Here is a 24,252-nt window from a genome sequence, read left to right on the forward strand (position 1 = left end):
CAACACACGCAATACAGTCGGGTTTTGAGAAACCCGTCCTCACGTTCTAAACGCTTGCACCTACGCGCTCCAAAAGTTTCTTAGTGGCTTTGATTCCGTCGTATTCTGACGTTACATTTCCTTCGTATTCGATACCCACAATGCCACGGAAACCTGCGTCTTTCACAATTTTGAGAAGTTTGGCGTAATCCATTTTCGCTTCGTTGCCATTGGCATCAAAATCATTGGTTTTGGCACTTACCCCTTTGGCAAATGGCATCAATTCTTTTACCCCCAAATAACGGTCGTATTCTTCAGTGCAGCTTCCACCCCACTCGCCACCTGTACTACGCTTAATGCAGAAGTTACCAAAATCAGGAAGAGTCCCTACGTTTTTCATGTTTACTTGCTTCATTACTCCCGACAACCACTTACCATCGGATGAAAAACCTCCGTGGTTTTCTACGATTACGTTGATGCCCACAGGAGCAGCAAATTCGCCCAATTTACCCAATCCGTCAACCGCAGCTTTGGCTACCTCCTCCGCCGTACCACGGCCAAACGAGTTTACCCGAATGGTCTTACAACCCAAGTATTTGGCACATTCTACCCATTTTTTATGGTTGTCAACGGCCTTATTGCGGGTTGCATCATCCGTTTCGGCTAAGCCGCCCTCGCCATCAATCATAATGAGGTGGTTTTTGATGTCGTTGTCTTTACAACGCATCAAAAGCTCATTCAAGTAAGCCGTATCTTTGGCTTTGTCTTTAAACATCTGATTGACGTACTCCACAATTCCAATTCCGAACTCCTTGCGAGCCACGACTGGAAAGTCTAAGTTGGTCAGTTTTTTTTCGTTGAAAATGGTTTTGTGCAACGACCACTCGGCCAATGAAATCTCAAACCATAGTTTTTTCTGGGGCTCAAAGGCCAACACTTCAGGAGCAAGCGCTGCAGCCCCTGCCACAGCCCCTAGTTGCTTGATAAACGAGCGACGATTGTTCATTTAATTGGTTTAAAAGGGTTTGTACTAATTTATACGTACCCATTGAAGTTGACACCAAAATCATCACACTTCAATGGGTTTTTATTTTACTCTTCAAAAGGCAATCGTGGAAGTATTTTTACTTCTTCCCAACGTACCGCTCAAAAAACTCATAAATCCGCAACATACGGTCGATACGCTGACGAGGATTTCCACTGCGGCTCAATTCGTGCGTTCCGCCTGGCATACGTACGTACTCCACCTCTTTCCCCATGATTTTCAACGACTTGTACATCATTTCACTTTGAATCACGCCCGTGCGTAAGTCGTTTTCACCGTGTTTAATCAGAAATGGGGTTTTGATTTTATCCACAAACGTATAAGGTGAATTCGCATCCATCGAAGCCTTCGTTTCAGCTTCCCACGGATAACCTCCGAAATAATTAGGCACCAAACGCCACGCGTTTCCTTCGCCCATAAAAGTCGTCAAATCATACACACCGCGCTGGGCAAAAGCCGCCTTAAAACGGTGGTCGTGTGCAATAATCCACGCCGTCAAATAACCCGCATACGACCCGCCCGTAATCACCTGACGCGCCGTGTCGGCCCATGATTCTTTGGCCGCTTCCGAACAAGCACGCAATACGTCTTCCGCAGGGCCTGTTCCCCAATCACGGTAGTTGGCTCGCATAAACTCTACGCCGTAGCCTCCCGAACCGCGTGGATTGGCATAAACAACCCCGTAACCTTGGGCGCAGAAATACTGGAACTCATGCCACATAGAGCCTTCGCCTGGCCCCCACATGGCGGTTGGGCCACCGTGCATATTCAGCAATAACGGATATTTTTTACCCGCTTCCACCACCGTTGGCTTCATGATCCAGTACTCCACGGTCTGGCCTTTTGAGTTCGTAAACGTGTGTTTGGTAGGAATACTCAACGCTTTTTTGGCTACCCAATCGTTGTGCGACGACAACTTCTGCGCATTTTTCATCAACACATCGGCCCGATACAACTCCGATGGGTTTGAGATTTCGGTTTTGGCAAAAACTACTTGATTGGGCTGTACGTCAAAATCGGTTACTCCTGTGTCATAGTCAGAAAGTTGCTCTACTTTTTCTACTGTAGGCACTGCACGGTACAACGGCGCGCCTCCGTTTGACGAAGCGGTAAAGTAAACATACTCGACTTTGCCTACTTCTTTTTTATTTTTGGGGAATGTCAATGTCACCCATTTCAAATTGCCTGGCGAACGGTCGAAGGGATTAATATTATAGGTAGCGCCCGCATTTTTTAAGTTCAAAAAGCCTAAATGAAATTGGTCAAGCGTACCTGATTTTATGGCTGCTTGCGACGTTGTAAACGCCAACCACTGTCCATCGGGCGAAGGCGTAGGCTGCCCAAAACTACGTGCTTTGTCGGCCAAAACCGTACGCACCCCAATTCCATCGGCGTTCATTACACAGATACGGCTAGCCAAGTCACGGTCGGGATGAACAAGACTATCGGCGCGTGTTGAAAACCAAATTTGCTTTCCATCGCCCGACCAAGCCCCTGAACCATAAGAATAAAACCCTTTGGTCAAAGGCTGTGGCTTAGCTCCTTCTTTTACGTCAATCACCAACAAATGCGAAAAGCTCAATTCCTGCCCCGCCGAGGCTTCGCCTTGGAAATTGAGACGGTTGATTACTTTCGCTTTTTTATCCTCCACATCTTTGTCAAGATAGGCCCTGATTTCCTCAATCGTCCCGTCAGGGTTAGGTTTGGCGGTGTTTTTTTTGAGTTGTTCATTTTTCAAAAAACCTGCTTTTTCCAAACTCCATGCAGGCCCACCTTTTGATGGGTTCAAAATCGAATCCGTCATCAAAGTCGCAAAGCTTACCGAGGTCGAGAATAAAATTTTAGAACCGTCGGGCGAAAACTGCGGCCCACCTGCGCCGTGCTTGTAGTCAGTCAACTGCCACGCTTCCCCTCCATCCAAAGGCATCACAAAAATTTGAGACTTTCCTTTCACGCTGCGGGAAAAAGCAATGCTTTTGCCATCGGGGCTCCAAACGGGACCAACGGCACTTTCGCTGCCACGCGTGAGGGCACGAGGGGCTGTTTTCCCATCTGCATCCGCCAGCCAAATGTGCAATTTGTAGTCATAATCGCTGCCATCGGCGTTGGGTTCAATGGTATTTACGTTGTAAACGATACGTTTTCCATCGGGCGAAATCGCGACGTTGCCCAGTTGTTTGATGCGAGTGAGGTCAGACGCGACCACTTTTTCTTTGGTTTGGGCTATGCTCCCAAACGATAAACTTATGAAAACAGCGCAATGCAGAAAGGCGCTTGTTAGGTTAGTAAAAAAACGCATAATGAAGAGTTTGTTGATTTTTGTCCGAAAGTACAGACTTTTGAAGACTTATAAAAAATTGACAAAAATCCGTTTCAGGTTGTAGATACCTTGCTACCCGTTATTTTTGCGGTCTAAAATCATTTTCAGATGCGAAACGTAAAAGTAGGTTTGGTGCAAATGAGCTGTACCGCCGATGTCAACGATAATTTAGCAAAAGCCATCGCCAAAACCCGCGAGGCCGCTGCGCAAGGTGCTCAAATTGTTTGCCTTCAAGAGTTATTTAAGTCGCTCTATTTCTGTGACGTAGAAGACCACGCCAATTTTAGCCTCGGCGAAGCCATCCCAGGACCTACCACCGACGTTCTTAGCGATTTAGCCAAAGAGCTCGGTATTGTCATTATCGCTTCCTTATTTGAAAAACGCGCCCCAGGCTTGTACCACAACACCACGGCCGTTTTGGATGCCGACGGAAGTTACTTGGGAAAATACCGCAAAATGCACATTCCCGACGACCCAGGCTACTACGAGAAGTTCTATTTTACCCCAGGGGATTTGGGCTACAAAGTGTTTCAAACCAAATTTGGGAAATTGGGCGTGCTTATTTGTTGGGACCAATGGTACCCCGAAGCAGCCCGTATCACGAGTTTGATGGGGGCGGAAATTTTGTTTTACCCAACGGCCATTGGCTGGGATGTCAACGAACAAGACCCTGCCATTAGCCAAGAACAATACAACGCTTGGCAGACCATTCAACGCAGCCACTCCGTTGCGAACGGCGTGTATGTAGTGTCGGTTAATCGCGTAGGGCGCGAAGCTGATCAGCAATTTTGGGGAGGTTCGTTTGTTTCCAATCCTTTCGGAAGTCTGATGTATTTGGCTTCTCACGACCAAGAAGAAACGAAAGTAATTGAACTCGATTTGGACAAAACGGAGTATTATCGCACTACGTGGCCTTACCTCCGCGACCGCCGCATCGACAGCTACCAGCCAATCACGAAGCGCTTGATTGACGAGTAATCAGTACATTATTTAGCATAGGCAGTTTTCAGGAACTGCCTATGCTCCCTTTTTCTCAAAACTCACTCCTTCCTAGATTTCGGCATCTACTTCGCCTTTCCCTTCTAATTCGTAAAACAAATCCTGATTTTCACAAAACAAACGCTTGGATTCATAAAATAGAGCTTCTTAATCTCCCGAAGTTTATTTACATTGAGAGGTATAATCCTAAGCCTCATGAAGCCGTTTCTTACTAGCTCTATTTACTATACACTGGTGAGTATTTTATTTATTACCTATCTCTCACCAAAGGTATTTTCCCAAAATATTCCCGACCCCAACTTTGCCGCAGCCATCCGAGCCGCCTGCCCTACTTGCATTGATGGAGCTAATAATTTATTGCCTCCTGCAAAGACCCTAACAAGCCTTGACGTATCAAATAAAAATATTTCTAACTTAACAGGGATTGGAGGGTTTACGGCATTAACTCAAATTAATTGTATGCAAAATCAATTAACGAGTTTACCTACCTTGCCCAATACTTTATTGGATTTGCAGTGCAATAATAATCTTTTGACAACTTTACCTTCTTTGCCTGCAAATTTAAATCGTTTAATTTGTACTGATAATCAACTTACAAGTCTCCCTTCATTACCAAGTAACCTCATAATTTTAAATTGTGACAATAATCAATTAACCAGTTTACCTTCTTTACCAAATGGATTACTAGATGTGTGGTGTCACCATAACCGGTTAATAAATTTACCAACTCTACCATCTAATATAATTTCATTGATTTGTGAAAATAACCAACTTACTATATTACCTGAGCTACCTAGCAAATTAACGACCCTAATCTGTTCAAATAATAATTTAACAGTGTTACCTACTCTTCCAAGTGGGCTAACAAGATTATTTTGTTCTTTTAATAAACTGACTTCGTTACCAAGTTTACCGCCAAATTTACCTGATTTATACTGTAATTCTAATCAACTTACAGTTCTGCCAACCTTGCCAAGTAGCCTGACTTTACTGTATTGCACTGACAATCAAATTGCTAGTTTACCTACTTTACCATTATCCCTAGCAAAACTGCACATTGATGCGAATAAGATTAAGTGCTTGCCAAATTTGGTGGCTGGTTTACAAGTGTACGATAGTAATACACCTATCCCCACTCCCCCTGTTTGTGGTACACCAACTTGCCCTGCCCCAGTAGCCACGGGAGCGGATATTTGCCTTGGCACTTCTGTGACTCTAACGGCAACTGGATGTAGTGGTAATGGAGCAGTATTGAAATGGTATAAATCAGCTAATGACTCGCTTGCAGTGATACCAGTCTCGCCCAATACAACCACTAACTACTACGCCAAATGTGAAATAACAACAAATGGCGTAACGTGTATATCGCCAGCCAGTAATAGTGTTGCAGTGACTGTTATCTATCCTCCTGCTCCTCCTGTTACTACTGTGGGGTCTATTTCAACAGTATGTGTTACGAATTCAGTGACACTGAGCGCAACAGGTTGCACGGGAGCAGGTAATACCATTAGATGGTTTATGACAGGCACTAACATGTCTGTCACAATGCCTTTTACCCCTACTGTATCTGTTAGTAGCTATTATGCTAAGTGCGAAAAAACGGTTAACGGAACTTCGTGTCTTTCGGGTGAAAGTAATGCTATAGGAGTGCTTTACACACCAGTACCCATAGCTACTGGCGCCACTACTTGCAGTGCTACGCCAATCACGCTCTCAGCCACAGGATGTAGTGGTAATGGAGCCGTTTTAAAATGGTTTAGAGCTACGGATAACGTTCTTGTCTCTATGCCTGTTGCTCCTTCAATAACCACTAATTACTACGCAAAATGTGAAATTACTTCCAATGGCACTGTCTGTACTTCGGGTGAAAGTAATGCTATAGGAGTGCTTTACACACCAGTACCCATAGCTACTGGCGCCACTACTTGCAGTGCTACGCCAATTACGCTCTCAGCCACAGGATGTAGTGGTAATGGAGCCGTTTTAAAATGGTTTAGAGCTACGGATAACGTTCTTGTCTCTATGCCTGTTGCTCCTTCAATAACCACTAATTACTACGCAAAATGTGAAATTACTTCCAATGGCACTGTCTGTACTTCTGCTGCGAGTAATGTCGTTACAGTTACTATTGGTCTTGCGCCTGCTACTCCTGTAGCCTCTGGAGCGCGAATATGCCCTGGGAGTTCCGTAACACTCACCGCCACGGGATGCAATGGTACTGGTTTTTCTCTTAAATGGTATCTTGGAGGAAGTCAAGTAACTATGCCCGTAGCTCCCGCAGTTACCACCGGCGGCTATTATGCTAAATGTGAACTAAATATGAATGGCGTTACTTGCGTTTCTTCTGCAAGTAACGGTGTTACGATTACCGTGGCAAATCCACCAGAACCCACTATAGATAACTCAACAATCACTATTTGTACTGGCAATTCGGTGACTTTAACGGCTACATGCGCCAGTGTAGATTATACGATAAAATGGTTCAAAGATCCTAATGAATCCGTTACTATGCCTGTTACACAAGGGGCAAACTATTACGCCAAATGTGCCATGACGACCAACAACGTTACTTGCCTCTCAGGGTCAAGTAATAGTAAAAGAGTAATTGTAATGTCTCCTGTAGCTCCAATGGTAACCTCTGGGGAAACAATATGTCCAGGAGGCTCAGTATCATTGTACTCTTCGGGTTGTAGCACATATATCGGTTTAGATGTAACAAGCAGCCTCTTGAAATGGTTTAAAACCGCCGATAATACCCCCGTTACCATGCCCGTTTCACCAACCATAACTACGGATTACTATGCCAAATGTGAAGTAGTATCTAACGGTACTACCTGTAGTTCGCCTGCGAGCAGTAGTGCCTCAGTAACAATCGCGCCACTTCCTACTCCCGTAGCCACAGGAGCTACGATTATTTTAGGACAATCAGTAACACTAACGGCAACAGGCTGTACAGGGGCAAGCTATACCTTGAAGTGGTTTGTAGCCTCTACCAATTCTGCCGTTACCATGCCTGTTTCTCCAACTTCCAATACCGATTATTACGCAAAATGTGAATTTACTGGTACAAATGGAATTTCGTGTTTGTCTTCCGCCAGTAACAACGTAACTATAACTACTGAAGAAGACCCTAATCCCAATGCCCGATCTGCCATAGACATTCTCACTACTTTGTACTACGCAACCGACGGCCCCAATTGGAAAAACAAAACTGGGTGGCTACAAAACAATGACCCTTGTAGTTGGTATGGGGTAAATTGTCGAACTAACTCTTACAACATAAAAGAAGTTGTATCCATTGAATTAAGAAATAATAATCTTAAAGGAATTATTCCTTCTAATATTGGCAATTTATATTCCTTGAATAGTTTGGATTTATCTCAAAATCAACTCAGCGGTAGGATTCCTTCAACAATTGAAAATCTGCTAAATTTGAATTATTTAGCTTTATTCTCTAATCAACTTAGTGGTAATATACCGTTTTCTATCGGTAATTTAAGAAACCTACAATATCTTTATCTGAACCATAATCAACTCAGTGGAAATATTCCTTCTTCTATTGGAAATTTGACAAAATTATTAGATTTCTTTCTAAGTAATAACCTTTTTACAGGTATCATTCCCTCTGTTACTGGCAATTTGGTAAACCTTAAACGCCTCTTTTTGGACAATAATCAGTTTTCTGAAGGTATTCCTGCCACTATTGGTAATTTAATAAATGTTGAAATTCTGGCATTTTCTAATAATCAACTTTCTGGCACAATTCCTTCATCTATTGGGAATCTAAAAAAACTGAGGGCTCTAGAGGTATCTTTAAATCAATTTAGTGGAAATATTCCTTCCTCAATTGGCAGTTTAGTCAGTTTAGAGACAGTTTCATTAAACGATAATTTACTTACCGATAGTATTCCTTCCTCCTTAGGAAATTTAAAAAGTTTAAAAAATCTGTATTTATACAACAATCAATTAAAAGGTTGCCTACACCCCAATTTAAAACAGCTTTGTGGTAAAAATGTAATTATTAATAGTGGCGGTAGCGAAACAAATAAACTACCCTCATGGGAGCAATTTTGTAGTACAGGAGTAGGAATATGTGATACTCTTAAAGTAAATCACTACCACCAACTCCCCGCCAACCCACTTTTCAATCAGCGCAAACTATTAAAAGAAGGGGATACATTTAAAGTCTGCGCGGATGGCTCGGAGGCTTCAATTTTTAAGTTTTCGGGCGGAGGCTATGATTATAATAATATCAATGTACGGATAAAAGAAAATACGCTTAACAATATAGATCTTTACGGACAGTTTACGATAGCACACAAAAGTAAAGATAGCTTGGTAGTAAAATACAAACACCCAGAGTATTTTAACGGAGGGGGTAAATTGGCTACTTATACATTAGAGGTGTTTGATGCTGCTAACAACCCCTCAACATCATTAGCAACGAACAAATTGGAAGTGTATCGTGCGCCAATCGTATTTGTTCACGGATTTAGCGCCAGTCGGAAAACATTTCTGGACATGGAATCTACCCTAATAAACTGGGGTCTGTACGAACCTCGTCTGATTCATCGGTTAGATTATTCAGCAACCAGTTTAGCTGCTTTTCGTGAAAATAAAGATGTAGTACCTAATGCAATAAATACGCTTTTCAATTCTCTCAGGGAGGCTAATATTGCCTCTGGTAAAGTAGCTTGTATTGGGCACAGTATGGGCGGAATTCTCAGCAGAATGTATTTACAAAATACCAGTACGGTAGCATATAGAGGTGATATTCAAAAACTAATCACCGTAAATACCCCCCACTCAGGCTCTCATTTGCCTTGCCTGTTAGATGATCCTACTATTTCTGCACCGGTCTTGGCTAAATTAAGTGAATTAGCCAATATTTATGCATTTCTTTGGTGTCCTTCCAACAATGAAAATTGTTTTGCGGTGGCAGACCTTGGCATACAAAGTATTGCAATCAGAAACGACCTAAATGGCCCAAATCTCAATAAGAATAAAGTTCCAACTCATGCTATTGCCACAAAGACAATCCCTTTCTCACTTATTCCACCTGATGGAGCCTTCGGAATAAGACCTATTGATGCAATTATTTACACAATGGCCGATATCACTCTTGAGGATGTTTTTCGTGAAGCAAATGACATGGCAGTGTCTTACACAAGTCAATTAGGGGGCCTGAGTGGCTGTACGAGTACTTTTGAAGATATAGCCCACATGGGCTCTACTGACAACATAAGTGTAATCTCAAAAGTCGTTAATTTACTAAAAGAAAGCCCTTCAAGCAGTAGTTTTTGTCAAGATGGCTTTTCTCCTTCAACAATGAATTGTGTACCTCTGGGAAGCATTAATAAGCCACAAAATGCGATTGTGAATACAAACTCGCCAAGTATTTCTATCATTACTCCTCAAAAAGGAGCATCTATTCATCATTCTAAAGAGTTGGGTATTAATGTCCAAGGTAGCACGTTAACAGAAATTACTACATATATTTCCTACACTAATACATCTGTTTACATTGCAAGAAAAGCGGGCAGTGAAGCCGTCTTTAATTTCTCAGTAGATACTTTAGTGGGAAAAAGAAAAATAGTGGTTATAGGGAAAACCGCAACTGGAGAGTATGTTTCTGATAGTACCTATTTCTACGTAACCAAAGATATATGCGATGATAAAGGAACCATTCTAAATGTATCGGGTAGTATCACGAGTGGCACCTATTCTTCTCCAAACATAATCTCCAATGCCCTAATTAGTGTCCCTAATGATGTTACATTTCAAGCCACAGGTTATGTAATCTTTACCCCTGGATTTGAAGCAAAAGCACAAACTGTGTTTAAAACAGAAATCAAAGCTTGTCCAACAGCCCCTAATCCACCGCCTAAATAATATAAATATCTATCTACCCTTTTTAGTATTGAAATATCTCCACTTATACGTACAAAGAATGAATTAATGAAACGGTTCTCTACTTCTCTTGTAGCCAAGATTATTTTTACGTTATGCTGGTTTACATACGCGTTACCGAAAGCTACCTCTCAAAATATTCCCGACCCAAACTTTGCCGCAGCCATCCGAGCCGCCTGCCCTACTTGCATTGACGGGGCTAATAATTTACTTGCTCCAGCAAAAGCTTTGACAGAGTTAAATGTATCTTTTAGCAACATTTCTGATTTGTCTGGTATTGAAGGGTTTACCGCATTGCATTGGCTAAATTGTGGTAACAATAAAATTACAAACATTAATATGTTACCTAATAATTTGCAAGTATTTTATTGTTATTCTAATCAACTTACAGCGTTACCAACTTTACCCGAGAAGCTCGAAACACTTAACTGCTCTAGTAATTATTTACTTAACAATAGCTTTGTTAACCTCCCCGCTAATTTGAAAAAACTTTTTTGTTGGTCTAATAGAATCAGTAGCTTACCCTCCTTACCTACAACTTTGAAATCGTTATGGTGCTCTTTCAATCCAATAACTGTTTTGCCCAAACTACCCAGTGGTTTAGAGGAATTATTATGTAACGGCTGTCAATTATCAGAAGTCCCCTCAATACCTAATAGCTTAATTTGGTTAGACTGTGGGTCCAATAAGGATATAACACATTTACCAGAGCTGCCAAGTTCATTGGAGATATTGTTTTGTGAAAGTAATAAGCTTATTGCTTTGCCAATCCTACCCCAAACGCTCAAGAAATTAGACTGTGGAAATCAGTCTCTTACAGTTTTGCCCGCACTTCCTAGTAGTTTAGAAGAGTTATATTGTTATGATAATCAAATCAAGTCTTTACCTACTCTACCAAGTAATTTAAAAAGATTAACTTGCTCTGGTAACCAGCTTACTACATTGCCTACTCTGCCAAACACATTAAATTTTTTAGACTGCGGAAAAAATAATTTAATAGATTTGCCTGTCTTACCTACAGCTCTAAAATTTTTCTTTTGTAACAAGAACCAACTATCCAACTTGCCATCACTTCCAAAGGGCTTGAATGAGTCATGGATTTTTGATAATAAAATCACCTGCCTTCCAACCCTACCAAATTCGCTTTTCTCCTTGGTTCTTGATAATGACGACATTACTTGTGCTCCTAATTATGTAGATGGTTTAGTGGTAAAAAATGCAATTTTTGTCGATATTATACTACCTATTTGTTCTTCAACTGCCCCCATACTCGTGTCAGGTGCAACCCTTGATAACCCCTCGGTTACTGTAGGAAATACAGCAACGTTGAGGGCGAAAGCAACAGGCTCTGGAATTATAAAAGTAAGGTGGCAACAAAAAAAAGCGACAGAAAGCAGCTATACCGATATTAATGGCTCATCGTCCATTTATATGCCAAATACAGATATTATTTATACAACTCCCCCGCTTACTATACCAAACAATAACGTCTCTTTCCGAGCAGTTTTCAAATCAGGGTGTTCTGAAGATGTTTATTCTTTGCCTGTTACGATTCGTTTCGCAGATATTGGAATCATTTTTTCCGTTGGTTCAGGAGACTGGAACAACCCAAGCACATGGGATTGTAATTGCGTGCCCTCCGCTACTCAAAATGTAGTTATTAAGAGCGGTCATAAAGTTGCGTTGACTCCTGCAATGGGGCCTCAGTCGTGTAAAAATCTAGTGATAGAACCTGGGGCTGTATTTGATGCAAAAGGAGTATTTTTATCAGACCCTCGATAGCAAAATCAATAGTTTACTCTCCCTTTTTCTCAAAACTCACGCCTTCAAAAATATCTTGTAGGGAGAGTTGGGTATCAAAAAACGGGAGAGAAACGTTTTCGTTTATATCCGTGTAAAAGTCAAATTGCCAACTTTTACCACTGCGGGTATAAATCTCCACGATAGGTTCGTCTTGGTGGATTGTGAGATAGTATTGTAAAGACGATAACCCAAAATACTCCAAGCGTTTTTTATCTCTGTCGATGTCTTCGGTGCTTTCAGAGAGTACTTCTACAATTAATACAGGGTCGGTTACGTACTTTTTATGGTCGCCTTTTTGGTGAATTACGACCAAGTCAGGGTAACGATAAACCTTGTTGCCCATCACCATCAATTTCACATCGTGGGCAAAGAAAGCATAGCCCTTTAATTGTCTAAAAAGCGCTTTGAAGAAAAAGGCGACATTCAAAGCTATTAGATTAGCAGTAGTTGTTTCTCCTGGTATCTCAATGATTTCTCCGTAATAAAATTCGTGGCGGATTTCGGATTTTTCTTCCAAAGCAAAGTACTCCTCCACGCTAAACTTTTTTTCGGCTACCGTTTCCATTATTACTTCCCTTTATGCGTTGATGGATACAAGTTACTTGTTTTTTTTTGAAAGTTAATCAAAACATCCCTTCCTCGATTTCGGCGTCCACTTCGCCTTTTCCTTCTAAAATCTGCAAAATAGGCTTGATTTGATAGATGCTACGGTTGTAGCGGTTGCTCAAAAGGATGATGACAAATTTGTCTTTTGGGCTAAACCACATCAAGGTATTGTAGCCTTTCCACCAGCCCGTGTGATACACGTACTTGGCTTGTTTGGTGGCTTCGTCCACGTGCATCCGAAAGCCATAGCCGTAGTTTCTGATGCCTCTTTTCTCAAAACTACGAGGTGTGAAAGCTTCCTTCAGCGTTTCGGGGCGCAACACGCAGCCTCCGCTCAACCCTGCATACCAGCGAAAAATATCATCCATGGTAGAATAAACACCCTTGTCACCCACTACATCATCAAAATTGTCTTTTGGCAAACGGCGGTTGTATTGATAGCCTGCAGTACGTAACTGATTTAGGGAGTCATTTTTGGTCGTAATAAGCCACGTATTTTGCATTCCAAGGGGCTTAAAAATCGAATCTTGAAGAAACGCCTCAAACGTTTTTCCCGACACCTTCTCTACAATGGTGGCCAGCAAAGCATAATTGGTATTGCTGTAACTAAAATACGTATTGGGCGTATTATAGGGTCTTGGTTTTACGGCGCAGTACCAGCGCACGATGTCATCGTTGGTCGGGTAAGGATTGCGTTTACGTACGCTGTCGGTGAGTACATAAGCATAATTGGGCAAGCCACTGCGGTGTGAAAGCAAACTTTTGACCTGAATACCCGAGTACGGAAACTGCGGAATAAATTTCTTGACGGAGTCTTCCAAACTGAGCTTACCTGCTTCATACAGTTTGAGAATGGCTACCGCCGTGAATGTTTTTGAAAGCGACGCCAACTGAAACTTCGAATCAGGACGAAGGGTGTCTTTTTTTTCAACTTGGGCGTATCCGTTGGAATTTCGGTACAAAACGACGCCCTGTTGTGCAATGAGGACATTACCATTAAACCGCTCTAGTTTAAATTTTCGCTGAAAAAGTGAATCCAAACGAGCTGCTTTTTCATCGGCCTTGATACGTTTTTTTACTTCGGCAAGTTTTTCAGGAGAAAGCGACTTATCCGAAACACAATCGACTAATGTGTGGTGAAGATGAGATGCTTGATGTTGATTATCGCTGGTGTTATTACACGAAAAAACAACCACTAAGGCGAGAAATGCAATGGTTCTAATCATTCTAAAGTGGGTTAACGAGCGGGGTGAATATAAATAAAAAGGCTTCGGCACCAAAGCCAAAGCCTTTTTAGGAATGAAAGTTTATCGTTTTGAAAACACTTTCAAGGGCGATTATTTACCACTTTTAGCAGGTGTAGCTGTTTTGTTGGCAATCACTTCACCTTTGAGTGTTAAATAAACGGTTCCGTTTTCAGCGTTGCTTGGTACAGTCACAGTCTTGTTGAAAGGTCCCATCACGCCAGCGTTAAACGTAGCTTTTACAGTTCCTTTTTTGTTTGGCATCACTGGCTCGCGCGTCCACTCAGGAGTTGTACATCCGCAAGAAGCCGCTACGTTACCCAATACGATAGGGTCAGTACCTGTGTTTGTGAACTCAAATACGTAAGTCACTGGCTTTCCTTGCTCGATTTTACCGAAATCATTTTCGTTCTTAGCGAATTTGATTACTCCTTTTTGGGCGAAGCTAACTGCGCTAAATGCTAAAATTGCTACGAATAGTGAAAAAACCTTTTTCATGTTGTGTGTAAAATTAAGTTTTGTGAAAGTTGGTTGCTAGTCTAACAAAAATTGTAGGAGCAAAAGTTTTGCCAAATGTTATTTTTGCTCAAAATTTTAGAACAAAGAAACTCAAAAAAGTTGTATTTTGAAACATTGGTTGTTTTCCTGTATATTTACTTGCCAAAACAACGAAATCTTACAAAATTATACTCATCAAGAAACGTGATAGAAAACGAACTCGCCACCGACCTTATTGCGCTAACGCGCCAAAATATTCTGGACGACTATCGTTTGGTATGTGAGAGTCGTCAAGCAAGCTTGTTGGGAAGGAAAGATGTGATGGGAGGTCGAGCGAAATTCGGAATTTTTGGTGATGGAAAAGAATTGGCCCAAATAGCCATGGCCAAAGCATTCCGAAAAGGTGACTTTCGTTCAGGCTATTATCGCGACCAAACCGTCGTGGCAGCCCTTGGAGGACTCACGTGGCAGCAGTTTTTTTCCCAACTTTATGGCCATGCCGACGTCGAATTTGAGCCTCACACCGCAGGCCGTTCGATGAACAACCACTACACCACGCGCTATTTGGACGAAAATGGTTTGTGGAAACCCCAAACAACTACCTATAATCATATCAATGACCTTGCTCCTACGGCTGGACAAATTCCGCGCTCAGTAGGGTTAGCGTACGCTTCTAAGCTTTACCGTGGCAACGAAAGTTTGCATGGAATGACGGATTTTTCGCACAATGGCGATGAAATAACATTTGCAACCATCGGAGATGCCTCTACTTCCCAAGGAATGTTTTGGGAAACGATGAACGCCGCAGGGGTCTTGCAAGTGCCTCTTTTAATGTCAGTTTGGGACGATGGCTTTGGGATTTCGGTGCCTGTCGAATACCAAACCACGAAAGCCAGTATTTCCAAAGCACTAGGTGGATTGCAAAGAGAAAATGGGACTAACGGCATTGAAATCTTTACAGTCAAAGCTTGGGATTATGTAGGACTGATTGAAACCTACCAAAAAGCGGCAGAGCTGTGTCGTACGCACCACATTCCAGTATTGGTACACGTAGAAGAAGTCACCCAGCCGCAAGGCCATTCTACCTCAGGCTCGCACACCCGTTACAAATCAGCCAAGCGCCTCCAATGGGAACAAGAAGGTGACTGCAATCTGAAGTTTAAAGAGTGGATTTTGTCTAACGGCTACGCGTCCCCTGACGAATTAGAGGAGATTGATGAAAATGCTAAAAAGTTCATTCGTCAAGAACGAAACAATGCTTGGAAGGTATATAGTGAAGCAATCCTACGTGAACAAAATGAAGTTGTGGAACTGCTGCAAGCAGCCGCTCACGAAAGTCGATTTACCTCCGATTTGCTCAAAATGAGTGATGAGCTGAAGCGAGAAATTGTCCCCTTGCACCGCCACAATACATCAGCCATACGCAAAGCGCTTCGTTTTCTACGCTTTGAACCCTCTGCTTCTCGAAACGCCCTGGTAGAATGGTTGACCAAAAATGCAGAAATTAACCACGACCGTTTTAGCTCGCACTTATACAGCGAATCGCCCGAATCTCCCCTGAAAGTAACGCCCGTAGCTGCACAATACCTCGAAGACGCTCCCTTACTAGATGGCTACCAAATTATTCGCGCCAATTTTGATGCCCTATTTGAACAAGACCCACGCATTGTCGCGATGGGTGAAGACGTAGGAAAAATTGGCGACGTAAACCAAGGTTTTGCGGGACTTCAAGAAAAATACGGCGAACTACGCATTACGGATACGGGCATTCGAGAGACAAGCATTATTGGTCAAGGCATCGGACTGGCTATTCGAGGTCTAAAGCCCATTGTCGAAATCCAGTACTTTGATTATATCTTTTATACATTAGCCACCCTCACCGACGACCTAGCTTCGCTGCATTATCGTACCAAAGGTGGGCAAAAAGCACCGCTTATTGTTCGTACACGCGGTCACCGCTTAGAAGGTATTTGGCATTCAGGCTCTCCGATGGGTTCGGTGATTCACAGTTTGCGTGGTTTACACGTTTGCGTACCGCGCGATTTGACACAAGCCGCAGGAATGTACAACACGCTATTACGCGGCGATGACCCAGCCCTGGTCGTGGAATCGCTCAATGGGTATCGCCTCAAAGAGCGTCTTCCTTCTAATTTGGGGCAATTTTGCGTGCCACTGGGTGTACCCGAAATATTGCGAGAAGGTTCCGACCTCACCATTGTCACCTACGGCTCGATGTGCCGCATTGTACAAGAGGCGGCTGAGCAGCTGTCCGAGCTGGGAATTAGTGCTGAAGTAATTGATGTTCAAACACTTTTGCCTTTTGATATTCATCATTCGATTGTGGACTCTATCAAGAAAACCAATCGGGTGATATTTGCCGACGAAGATATGCCTGGAGGAGCATCCGCTTACATGATGCAACAAGTGTTGGACGGTCAAAATGCCTACCAATGGCTTGATTCGGCACCAAGATGTGTGTCGGCCAAACCTCACCGCCCTGCCTATAGTTCAGACGGTGATTATTATTCAAAACCCAATGTTGAAGACATTGTAGAGGCTGCGTATAGTCTCATTCACGAAGCAAATCCACAGCAATTCCCTGTGCTGTACTGACCTATATTGACTTCCAAACCCCGCGCTTTTACCCGCAGAGTATTCTGCGGGTTTTTTGTTAAAGATTGATGAAAGTCAGGTTATTTTCTTAGTCACTTTAGTAGGTTGTGGTTGGAATCGCTAATTTTGCGGTTTACTTTCAAAGACATACCTAACCAAACGATATGAATTTCAAACTATCGCAAGTCCCCGACCGCACTTCCAAACCACGTCAGTACGGATTAACAATGGTCATGGATAAAGGGTTGAGCATTCGTCAAGTCGAAGATATGCTCGACATTTCGGCTCCTCATATTGATATTGTCAAACTCGGATGGGCTACCTCTTTTGTTACGCCCAATCTCAAAGATAAAATCGCCGTCTATAAAAGTGCAGGTATTCCAGTTTACTTTGGGGGGACGCTGTTTGAAGCGTTTGTCGTACGAAATCAATTTGAAGACTATCGCCGTCTTATCGACGAATACCAGCTGGAATACGCCGAAGTATCAGACGGGTCGATTGAAATGCCTGCCGAAATTAAGTGTGATTTTATTCGCGTTTTGGCCGAGCAAGTAAAGGTATTATCGGAAGTAGGTTCAAAAGACGAAACCAAGATTATTCCGCCCTACAAATGGATTCAGCTCATGAAAGCGGAGTTGGAAGCGGGAGCTTGGAAAGTAATTGGGGAAGCCCGCGAATCGGGGAACGTAGGTCTTTTCCGTTCAAGCGGAGAGGTTCGCCAAGGGTTAGTAGAAGAAATTTTGACCCAAGTGCCTAACAAAGACATTATTTGGGAAGCGCCGCAGAAAGCCCAACAAGTGTGGTTTGTGAAACTGATAGGTGCCAATGTCAACCTTGGGAACATCGCTCCTAACGAGATTATTCCGCTCGAAACCATTCGCTTGGGGCTACGTGGAGACACATTTGCTAATTACCTCAACGACAAAACCCGCAAACGCTGGAAGTTGTCGAAATAGGTCGATAGAAGACTATTTTAAGACACATAGACCGCAATAGAATAAGCACATAAAAAACAGAGAAAATCGCTTTGTTTTCTATGTGATAAATCTAGGTGCGCTATGTGGTCATCTTCAAAATTTCGAGCAACTCTAAAAAACAAAAATGTAACCAAAAACCATAAAAATGGAATTTCTCGCACAAGTAGTAGATTTTTTTCTGCACCTCGACAAGCACCTTGCTGACATTATTACTGAATATGGTACGCTGACGTACTTGATTTTGTTTCTCATAGTATTTACTGAAACTGGTTTGGTGGTAATGCCGTTACTTCCAGGCGATTCATTGCTTTTTGCGACGGGAGCGTTGGCGGCTTCTACGGGCGCACTTAATCCCTGGATTGTCATTCCGTTGTTGATTGTGGCGGCGCTGATGGGCGACAACGTCAATTATTTTGTGGGTAAGTTTTTGGGCTCGACCATTAAAAAACGAGAACGGATTCTGTTTTTTAAACGAGAATATTTAGAACAAACCGAAGCTTTTTACGAAAAACACGGAGGCAAAACCGTGATTATGGCGCGTTTTATCCCGATTGTCCGTACCATCGCACCGTTTGTGGCAGGGGCAGGAAGCATGACCTACTCACGTTACATTCTTTTCTGCGTGGTAGGGGCACTTTTGTGGGTACCGACGTTGACGATGCTAGGTTTTTTCTTCGGTAACTTACCAATCGTAAAGAAAAACTTTGAATTGGTTATTTTTGGAATCATTGGCCTCTCGGTATTACCGATGGTTTGGCAGTTTGTCAAAGCCAAGTTTATGATGCCGAAAGCGTAGGCAAGCATAATATTTAAACGAAGCGGCCAGCCAAATTTACTTTGGCTGGCCGCTTCGTTTAAACGCTTCTACAAAGCCTTCCTCTTCTTTCCTTGAAAATCAACTATCTCAACCGAAACATCCTGAGTAGTTAGTGCCAACTTACGCGCCGATTGCGATAGGAACGAAGCGCCATAATAAAGTTCTTGGCGACGAGTAGTACCTTTTTTGTCACGAATCAGTGCGTACGCATCATGGGGCTGTAAGGCTACCCATTTGAGTGCAGCGCCATTTTGACCAAAGCTCCGTAATGAACCACGGTTTTGGGTAGCAATCACGATTCTACGCCCTGCTTTGTTGGTCAGTTGTGCTAGTCCCTTGGCATTGCCTGGCACATAAAAGCCCGTTTGAGTTTGGAGTACTGGGGTAAAATCGCCTTTGCCGTTGCCTTTGAGCAATAACCCATTAGAAGCATCGTATCGGCCAGAACTGGTCTCATTTCCAAAATCGTTGGCCACTAGCAAGACGTCTAAGAAACCATCAGCGTCAAAATCTTCAACAATCATCCCGTTGATCGGAGCGATTTGGGCTAATATCGGTAAAGGCTTGGTTTTGAACGTTCCATTCCCTGTATTTTCGATATAGACAGATTGGCAATAGGTAACGTCCAATTGAAGTGCTTTTTTACGTTCTTCTTCCGTCAGGATATTATCAAACGTCGCATTAACAAAATCAGCATATTTCTGAAAACGCATTCTTGTCTGAATAAACTGCTTGATAAGGTCTTCGCGCCCGTGGAAAGGTACTCGAACGGGTTTATTTTCAGGATCTGAGAAGTAAACAAACGGAATGGCGTCATAGCTTCCATCTTGGTTAAAATCGCCCGCAAGAATGCTCAACGGATGGGTCTCAGAGGCTTTGTTGAGGGTGTTCAGCCCGAGGTTACCTGCAATGTAGTCGGTATCGCCGTCGTGGTCGAAATCAGCGCCTACTAAGCTTCCCCAAAAACCTTTTTTAGTGTCGAGTTCGGAGTGTACAATGTCGAATTTACCCTTTTGGTTTTTGAGCAAAGTCAACGGCATCCATTCTCCCGCAATCAACAAATCAAGCCAACCGTCGTTGTCGGTATCGGTCCAAAGTACATCGCAGGCAAGACCGAGGTTTTGCAGGGCAGGGGCAATCTGAGTCGTAACGTCGGTAAATTTCACCACCCCTCCTTTGGTATCATTACGTAAAATATAACTGCTGGCAGGAGCTGGATACTGATCAGGGATAACCCGTCCTGCCACCAACATGTCTAAATCGCCATCACGGTCATAATCGGCCGCGCGTACGCACGATTTGCTGGTTAGTAATGCAGGTAGCGCACCTTTCGCAAGCAAAAAATGTCCTTTGCCGTCGTTGATGTAGAGGCGGTCTTGATAACCAGGGTCATTGGGGCGTAATTCATTTCCACCGCTTGCAATGTACAAATCGTTATCACCATCACCATCGGCATCAAAAAGCAACGTACCCAAGTCTTCCGATGTTTTGTCTGTTCCTTCTTTATCAGGCAGTAGGTCAGCCAATGTAAAACTACCAGAAGGGTTTTGTAAGAAGAAACGTCCTTTGTGCTGGCGAGAGCCTCCCACGAAGAAGTCGTCCAATCCATCCCCGTTAATATCGCCTGCCGAAACCGCTGGTGGATATTGCGAAAGCTTGTGAGGCAATAGTTTTTGAACATTAAAATCAATGTATTCTACCTCTTCGTGTTTCCAATCAAGTCGTAAGGAATCGTTTAAATCCGTAAAATAATACGCCCGATTCTGAGTAGGCGCCACGTAGTTTTGAATTGCGTTTGACTGTGATACGATTAGGGTTTGGTCGGCTTGGAGATTTTTCAGCACTTGTTGTTTTCCATTAGGCCATACCACCGTCGCAGAATCAATCAATCGGTTTTCACCCAAACCAAAATGTGCCACTGGCTCTACAGTTGACAAATACCCACGATAAGGCGAGTGTTCATAGACCTGGGTATGATTTCCGTGGTAATAAAGCGTCATTTTAGCGCCAAGACCGCTGAGGTTATGCCCCTCCCCTTTAAACACGACCCGCAAATAATGGGCTTTTTCGGGCTTTGATTCCACCAAATTGTTACGATATACAAAGGCAGAATCATTGATATTATTGCTTACAAGGTCTAAATCGCCGTCGCGGTCGAGGTCGGCATAAGCAGCACCGTTACTAAACGATGCTTGGTTTAGCCCCCAAGCTTCTGAAACATCTTTGAAGGTGAGATCACCGTTGTTTTTGAAAGCGTAATTAGGGATTTTAACAATGGGAATTTCTCCTAATAAATAGCTTTTCGGAGCAATAGAACTACTTTCTGCTCTAAACTGTCCAAAATCACGGTCTGTTACATCTCTCGGAAAACCGTTCGTAATAATCAAGTCGCGAAAGCCATCGTGGTCAAAATCGGCCAACATAGGCGTCCAACTCCAATCCGTTTCGGCTACGTCAGAAAGCATACTTATTTCGGCAAAAGCGGGGTCATTGCTATTGGGTTTATTTCCCAAATTAAGTTGAAGTGTATTGCGAACATATTGATGCGTAAAACCAAACAGGTCGTTGTTGAGGTACGTTTGGTAACTATTAGGCCCCATCAGGCGTTTTTTACGGGCATTGTCTTTGGGCAGCATGTCCACCGCGACAATGTCAACGAGGCCATCATTATTGATGTCAGCCACGTCATTGCCCATGGCCGAGTTGCTGGTATGTTTAAAATAGTCGGCTGCTTTGTCGGTAAAAGTACCGTTGCCGTTATTAATGTAAAGCAGGTCGTCGGTCAGGTAATCATTTGTAATATAAATATCCTTAAAGCCATCACGGTTAAAATCACAAATGTTGATACCCAGCCCGTATCCTTCGATTTGAATGCCTGCTTCCTTCGATACGTTGGTATAAACAGGGTGACTGAGTCCCTCGCTCCAATCGCAGCGGTAAAGACGGTCGGTAGTTGGTGACGAACCATCGCGGCGTTTTTCGTGAAACTGATTGGGGTTACTTTCAATCGTATTCGTCAAAACGTACAAATCCAAGTCTCCATCATTGTCATAATCAAAGAAAGCAGCGTTCATCGAATGCCCTCGGTCGTCAATACCATATTCATGCGCCATTTCTTTGAATGTAGGCACGCCTTCACTGTCGTTTCCTTGGTTCACAAAGAGCAAATTGGCCCGTTGGTCTTCTACACCTTTGGTGGTGGCAGTGAGGTAAATATCCATGCGCCCATCGGCATTGATGTCAACCAAACTCGCGCCCGAGCACCAGCGTCCTAGATTTGAAAATGCAGCTTTTTTACTAACATCCTCAAACTTCATATTGCCTTTGTTGAGATAAATACGGCTATCGACTTGATTTCCCGAAAAAATAATATCGGGTAAGCTATCACCGTTCATGTCTGCAATCCCCACGCCTCCGCCGTTATAGACATACTCAAAGTCAAGGATATTCAAGGTATCATTTTCGACGATGCGGTTCGAGAAGTCGATGCCTGTATCGCTGACTTCTAGTCTCGAAAAGAGGGGTTGATCTTTGCAGGAGCTCAATAAAAAGAGGGCAAACAAACTAATAACAGCAAGGCGTGCGACAACCATACGCTCAAAATTTAGGTGAATGATTGGATAAAAATACAAGATTACGACTGGTTCTATTTAAACAAAATCGGCAAGTCGAATGACTTGCCGATTTTGAGTTGCAAGAAATAACCGAGGATTAGTAGCCAGGGTTTTGTTTTAAGATTTGTTCTTTGCTATTCAACAAGTCCATTTGACCTTGAGGAATAGGGAACAAAGCATATTTAGCTTCATATTTAGCACCACCTAATGCACCAGGCAACAATACCTGATCGTACTGGAGATACTTATTGATGGCAGCTACATCCTCGCCCCAACGAACCAAATCATAGAAACGATATCCTTCCATTCCCAATTCAATTCTTCTTTCAAAGCGAACTGCCGATCTAGCATATTCTTTTGATGGGAAAGCATCATACAACGCAATTTTATAATTAGCGGCTGGTTTGCCATCAATCATTACGTAGTCAGACGCGTTCATTGCTCTACCTCTTACCATGTTGGTATATTCGAGTGCTTTAGCCAACGAACCTACTTCGATTTCTGCTTCTGCGGCCATTAAAAGCACGTCAGCAAAACGGATAATAGTAACGTTGTAGGCATTATAAGTTTGGTGTCCCCAACCTCCTGTTTCAGTCAAGCCCGCTGCTTTTTCAGCTTTGGTAAACAAGTATTTTTTAGGAGAATATGGACCACCGTTTGGTTGGTTACGAATCATGCTAAAGCCTGTGTGTGGGCCCCAATCCAAGAATGGAATACCTCTGCGGCCTACTGTGTGGTCTAGTCGTGGATCAAGTGGCCCTGCGTCTGGCGTGAAAGCCACGTCAGATTTGATACCCATATCCGTCTTAACCGCGTTGGCAGGAGCATTGTAAGTACCATCTAAAAGTGGAAGTCCTTTTGCATCTGTACGGAACGAGTTTACGAATTCAAACGACGGTTGGAAGAATCCACAGCAAGTACCTGGATCAGATCCTTGGATAAAGTTCAATTGCAAATCAGCGTTGGCGTTGTTTCCATTTCCTGATTTAACAGTTGCTTGAACTGCAAACACCGACTCAGCATTGTTGTCATTAGCAACACGATAAAGATCTGAATATTTAGGAAGCAAAGCATATTTTTTGCCGCCCGTTGTTTTACCGTTCGCAATAATTAAATCAAACAACGCTTTGGCTTCTGCATATTTCTTTTGATATAAATATACTTTTGCCAAATAAGAAGCCGCCGCCCATTTGTTGGCACGTCCAACAGCTGATGATGTTTCAGGCAAATCGTTGTAAGCCGTTTTAAAATCATCCTCAATTTTTGGCCATAGCTCAACATCGTTTTTCACTTTGTCGATTCCGTTTGAAAGGTTTTTAGTTTCATCAACATAAGGTACTAAGTTGAAGTTTCTTTTCAATTGGAAATAGAAGTGACCTCTCAAGAAACGTGCTTCTGCAGTTATCAACTTGATATCTTCCGCTTTTACACTTGGCTGTGCTTCTTTCAACAAAGCCAAAACGGCATTAGCTCTCGAAACACCTTCAAAATAACTTTGATACACGTTGGCGGCTACAGGATCCGTCGAGTTGTATTGGAATGTTTGGATAGGGTTCATTTCAGAACCATCCCCTGGGTCAGTACCTTTGTTGGCATCCCCCCCTCTAATACTTCCAATCAGCCAGTTTGAAGGGCCTGAGTGAGTTTGACCTAAAGCGCTCAACTGAGCGTACGCAGAAATTAAACTTCCGTCCAAACCAGCTTTGCTGGTAAGCTGGGCTTTAGCAAGTGAGCCCGTTGGAGGTACTTCTAGAAAGCTATCTTTACAGGCATATCCAGCTAACAAAAGAATAATGCTTGTAAGTGAAAAGATTATTTTTTTCATTT

At 42.9% G+C, this 24,252-nt stretch carries 13 protein-coding genes; 6 read left to right on the forward strand and 7 right to left on the reverse strand.

Going from position 1 to position 24,252, the window contains the following annotated elements; translation table 11 throughout:
- Nucleotides 1-46: 46 nt before the first annotated feature.
- The gene (locus tag DTQ70_RS17860; protein ID WP_122932066.1) at nt 47-985 is read right to left on the reverse strand and encodes a sugar phosphate isomerase/epimerase; all 939 of its coding nucleotides are present in this window, start codon (nt 983-985) and stop codon (nt 47-49) included.
- 118 nt (nt 986-1,103) lie between these two features.
- A complete protein-coding gene (locus DTQ70_RS17865) occupies nt 1,104-3,323 on the reverse strand; it encodes a S9 family peptidase (protein WP_122932067.1) in 2,220 nt (739 codons plus the stop codon).
- 129 nt (nt 3,324-3,452) lie between these two features.
- Between DTQ70_RS17865 and DTQ70_RS17870 the strand changes: the two genes are divergently transcribed.
- From DTQ70_RS17870 to DTQ70_RS17880, 3 genes are all read left to right on the forward strand, one after another.
- Nucleotides 3,453-4,322 (forward strand): carbon-nitrogen hydrolase, encoded by an 870-nt coding sequence (locus DTQ70_RS17870; protein WP_122932068.1) that lies wholly within the window; start codon nt 3,453-3,455, stop codon nt 4,320-4,322.
- Nucleotides 4,323-4,538: 216 nt separating this feature from the next.
- Complete coding sequence (locus DTQ70_RS17875; protein WP_122932069.1) at nt 4,539-10,235, forward strand: 3-coathanger stack domain-containing protein; 5,697 nt, start codon at nt 4,539-4,541, stop codon at nt 10,233-10,235.
- A 66-nt stretch (nt 10,236-10,301) separates the two neighbouring features.
- The gene (locus DTQ70_RS17880) at nt 10,302-12,035 is read left to right on the forward strand and encodes a leucine-rich repeat domain-containing protein (protein WP_122932070.1); all 1,734 of its coding nucleotides are present in this window, start codon (nt 10,302-10,304) and stop codon (nt 12,033-12,035) included.
- A 13-nt stretch (nt 12,036-12,048) separates the two neighbouring features.
- On the opposite strand, the gene DTQ70_RS17885 is transcribed toward DTQ70_RS17880, so the two are convergent.
- The 3 genes from DTQ70_RS17885 to DTQ70_RS17895 form a co-directional block, all read right to left on the reverse strand.
- Nucleotides 12,049-12,621: a Uma2 family endonuclease gene (locus DTQ70_RS17885; RefSeq protein ID WP_122932071.1), complete on the reverse strand. Its 573-nt coding sequence runs from the start codon at nt 12,619-12,621 to the stop codon at nt 12,049-12,051.
- Between the two features lie 58 nt (nt 12,622-12,679).
- Complete coding sequence (locus DTQ70_RS17890; protein ID WP_122932072.1) at nt 12,680-13,888, reverse strand: serine hydrolase; 1,209 nt, start codon at nt 13,886-13,888, stop codon at nt 12,680-12,682.
- A gap of 111 nt (nt 13,889-13,999) precedes the next feature.
- Nucleotides 14,000-14,404, reverse strand: coding sequence for a DUF1573 domain-containing protein (locus DTQ70_RS17895; protein ID WP_122932073.1), 405 nt, complete (start codon nt 14,402-14,404; stop codon nt 14,000-14,002).
- 204 nt (nt 14,405-14,608) lie between these two features.
- Between DTQ70_RS17895 and DTQ70_RS17900 the strand changes: the two genes are divergently transcribed.
- The 3 genes from DTQ70_RS17900 to DTQ70_RS17910 all read left to right on the forward strand — a co-directional run bounded on the left by DTQ70_RS17900 (nt 14,609) and on the right by DTQ70_RS17910 (nt 18,790).
- A complete protein-coding gene (locus DTQ70_RS17900) occupies nt 14,609-17,017 on the forward strand; it encodes a thiamine pyrophosphate-dependent enzyme (protein WP_229599963.1) in 2,409 nt (802 codons plus the stop codon).
- Nucleotides 17,018-17,181: 164 nt separating this feature from the next.
- Nucleotides 17,182-17,973, forward strand: coding sequence for a phosphosulfolactate synthase (locus DTQ70_RS17905; protein WP_028524387.1), 792 nt, complete (start codon nt 17,182-17,184; stop codon nt 17,971-17,973).
- Nucleotides 17,974-18,139: 166 nt separating this feature from the next.
- Nucleotides 18,140-18,790, forward strand: a complete 651-nt coding sequence (locus DTQ70_RS17910; RefSeq protein ID WP_122932075.1) for a DedA family protein — start codon at nt 18,140-18,142, stop codon at nt 18,788-18,790.
- Nucleotides 18,791-18,858: 68 nt separating this feature from the next.
- On the opposite strand, the gene DTQ70_RS17915 is transcribed toward DTQ70_RS17910, so the two are convergent.
- A complete protein-coding gene (locus DTQ70_RS17915) occupies nt 18,859-22,404 on the reverse strand; it encodes a VCBS repeat-containing protein (RefSeq protein ID WP_122932076.1) in 3,546 nt (1,181 codons plus the stop codon).
- Nucleotides 22,405-22,522: 118 nt separating this feature from the next.
- Complete coding sequence (locus DTQ70_RS17920; RefSeq protein ID WP_122934465.1) at nt 22,523-24,250, reverse strand: RagB/SusD family nutrient uptake outer membrane protein; 1,728 nt, start codon at nt 24,248-24,250, stop codon at nt 22,523-22,525.
- Between the last annotated feature and the right edge of the window lie 2 nt (nt 24,251-24,252).

Source organism: Runella sp. SP2 (assembly GCF_003711225.1).
GTDB lineage: Bacteria > Bacteroidota > Bacteroidia > Cytophagales > Spirosomataceae > Runella.

Excerpts from the sequence above, each read along its gene's own strand:
- DTQ70_RS17860 (WP_122932066.1), bottom strand. The coding sequence starts at position 985 with ATGAACAATCGTCGCTCGTTTATCAAGCAACTAGGGGCTGTGGCAGGG.
- DTQ70_RS17865 (WP_122932067.1), bottom strand. The coding sequence starts at position 3,323 with ATGCGTTTTTTTACTAACCTAACAAGCGCCTTTCTGCATTGCGCTGTT.
- DTQ70_RS17870 (WP_122932068.1), top strand. The coding sequence starts at position 3,453 with ATGCGAAACGTAAAAGTAGGTTTGGTGCAAATGAGCTGTACCGCCGAT.
- DTQ70_RS17875 (WP_122932069.1), top strand. The coding sequence starts at position 4,539 with ATGAAGCCGTTTCTTACTAGCTCTATTTACTATACACTGGTGAGTATT.
- DTQ70_RS17880 (WP_122932070.1), top strand. The coding sequence starts at position 10,302 with ATGAAACGGTTCTCTACTTCTCTTGTAGCCAAGATTATTTTTACGTTA.
- DTQ70_RS17885 (WP_122932071.1), bottom strand. The coding sequence starts at position 12,621 with ATGGAAACGGTAGCCGAAAAAAAGTTTAGCGTGGAGGAGTACTTTGCT.
- DTQ70_RS17890 (WP_122932072.1), bottom strand. The coding sequence starts at position 13,888 with ATGATTAGAACCATTGCATTTCTCGCCTTAGTGGTTGTTTTTTCGTGT.
- DTQ70_RS17895 (WP_122932073.1), bottom strand. The coding sequence starts at position 14,404 with ATGAAAAAGGTTTTTTCACTATTCGTAGCAATTTTAGCATTTAGCGCA.
- DTQ70_RS17905 (WP_028524387.1), top strand. The coding sequence starts at position 17,182 with ATGAATTTCAAACTATCGCAAGTCCCCGACCGCACTTCCAAACCACGT.
- DTQ70_RS17910 (WP_122932075.1), top strand. The coding sequence starts at position 18,140 with ATGGAATTTCTCGCACAAGTAGTAGATTTTTTTCTGCACCTCGACAAG.
- DTQ70_RS17915 (WP_122932076.1), bottom strand. The coding sequence starts at position 22,404 with ATGGTTGTCGCACGCCTTGCTGTTATTAGTTTGTTTGCCCTCTTTTTA.
- DTQ70_RS17920 (WP_122934465.1), bottom strand. The coding sequence starts at position 24,250 with ATGAAAAAAATAATCTTTTCACTTACAAGCATTATTCTTTTGTTAGCT.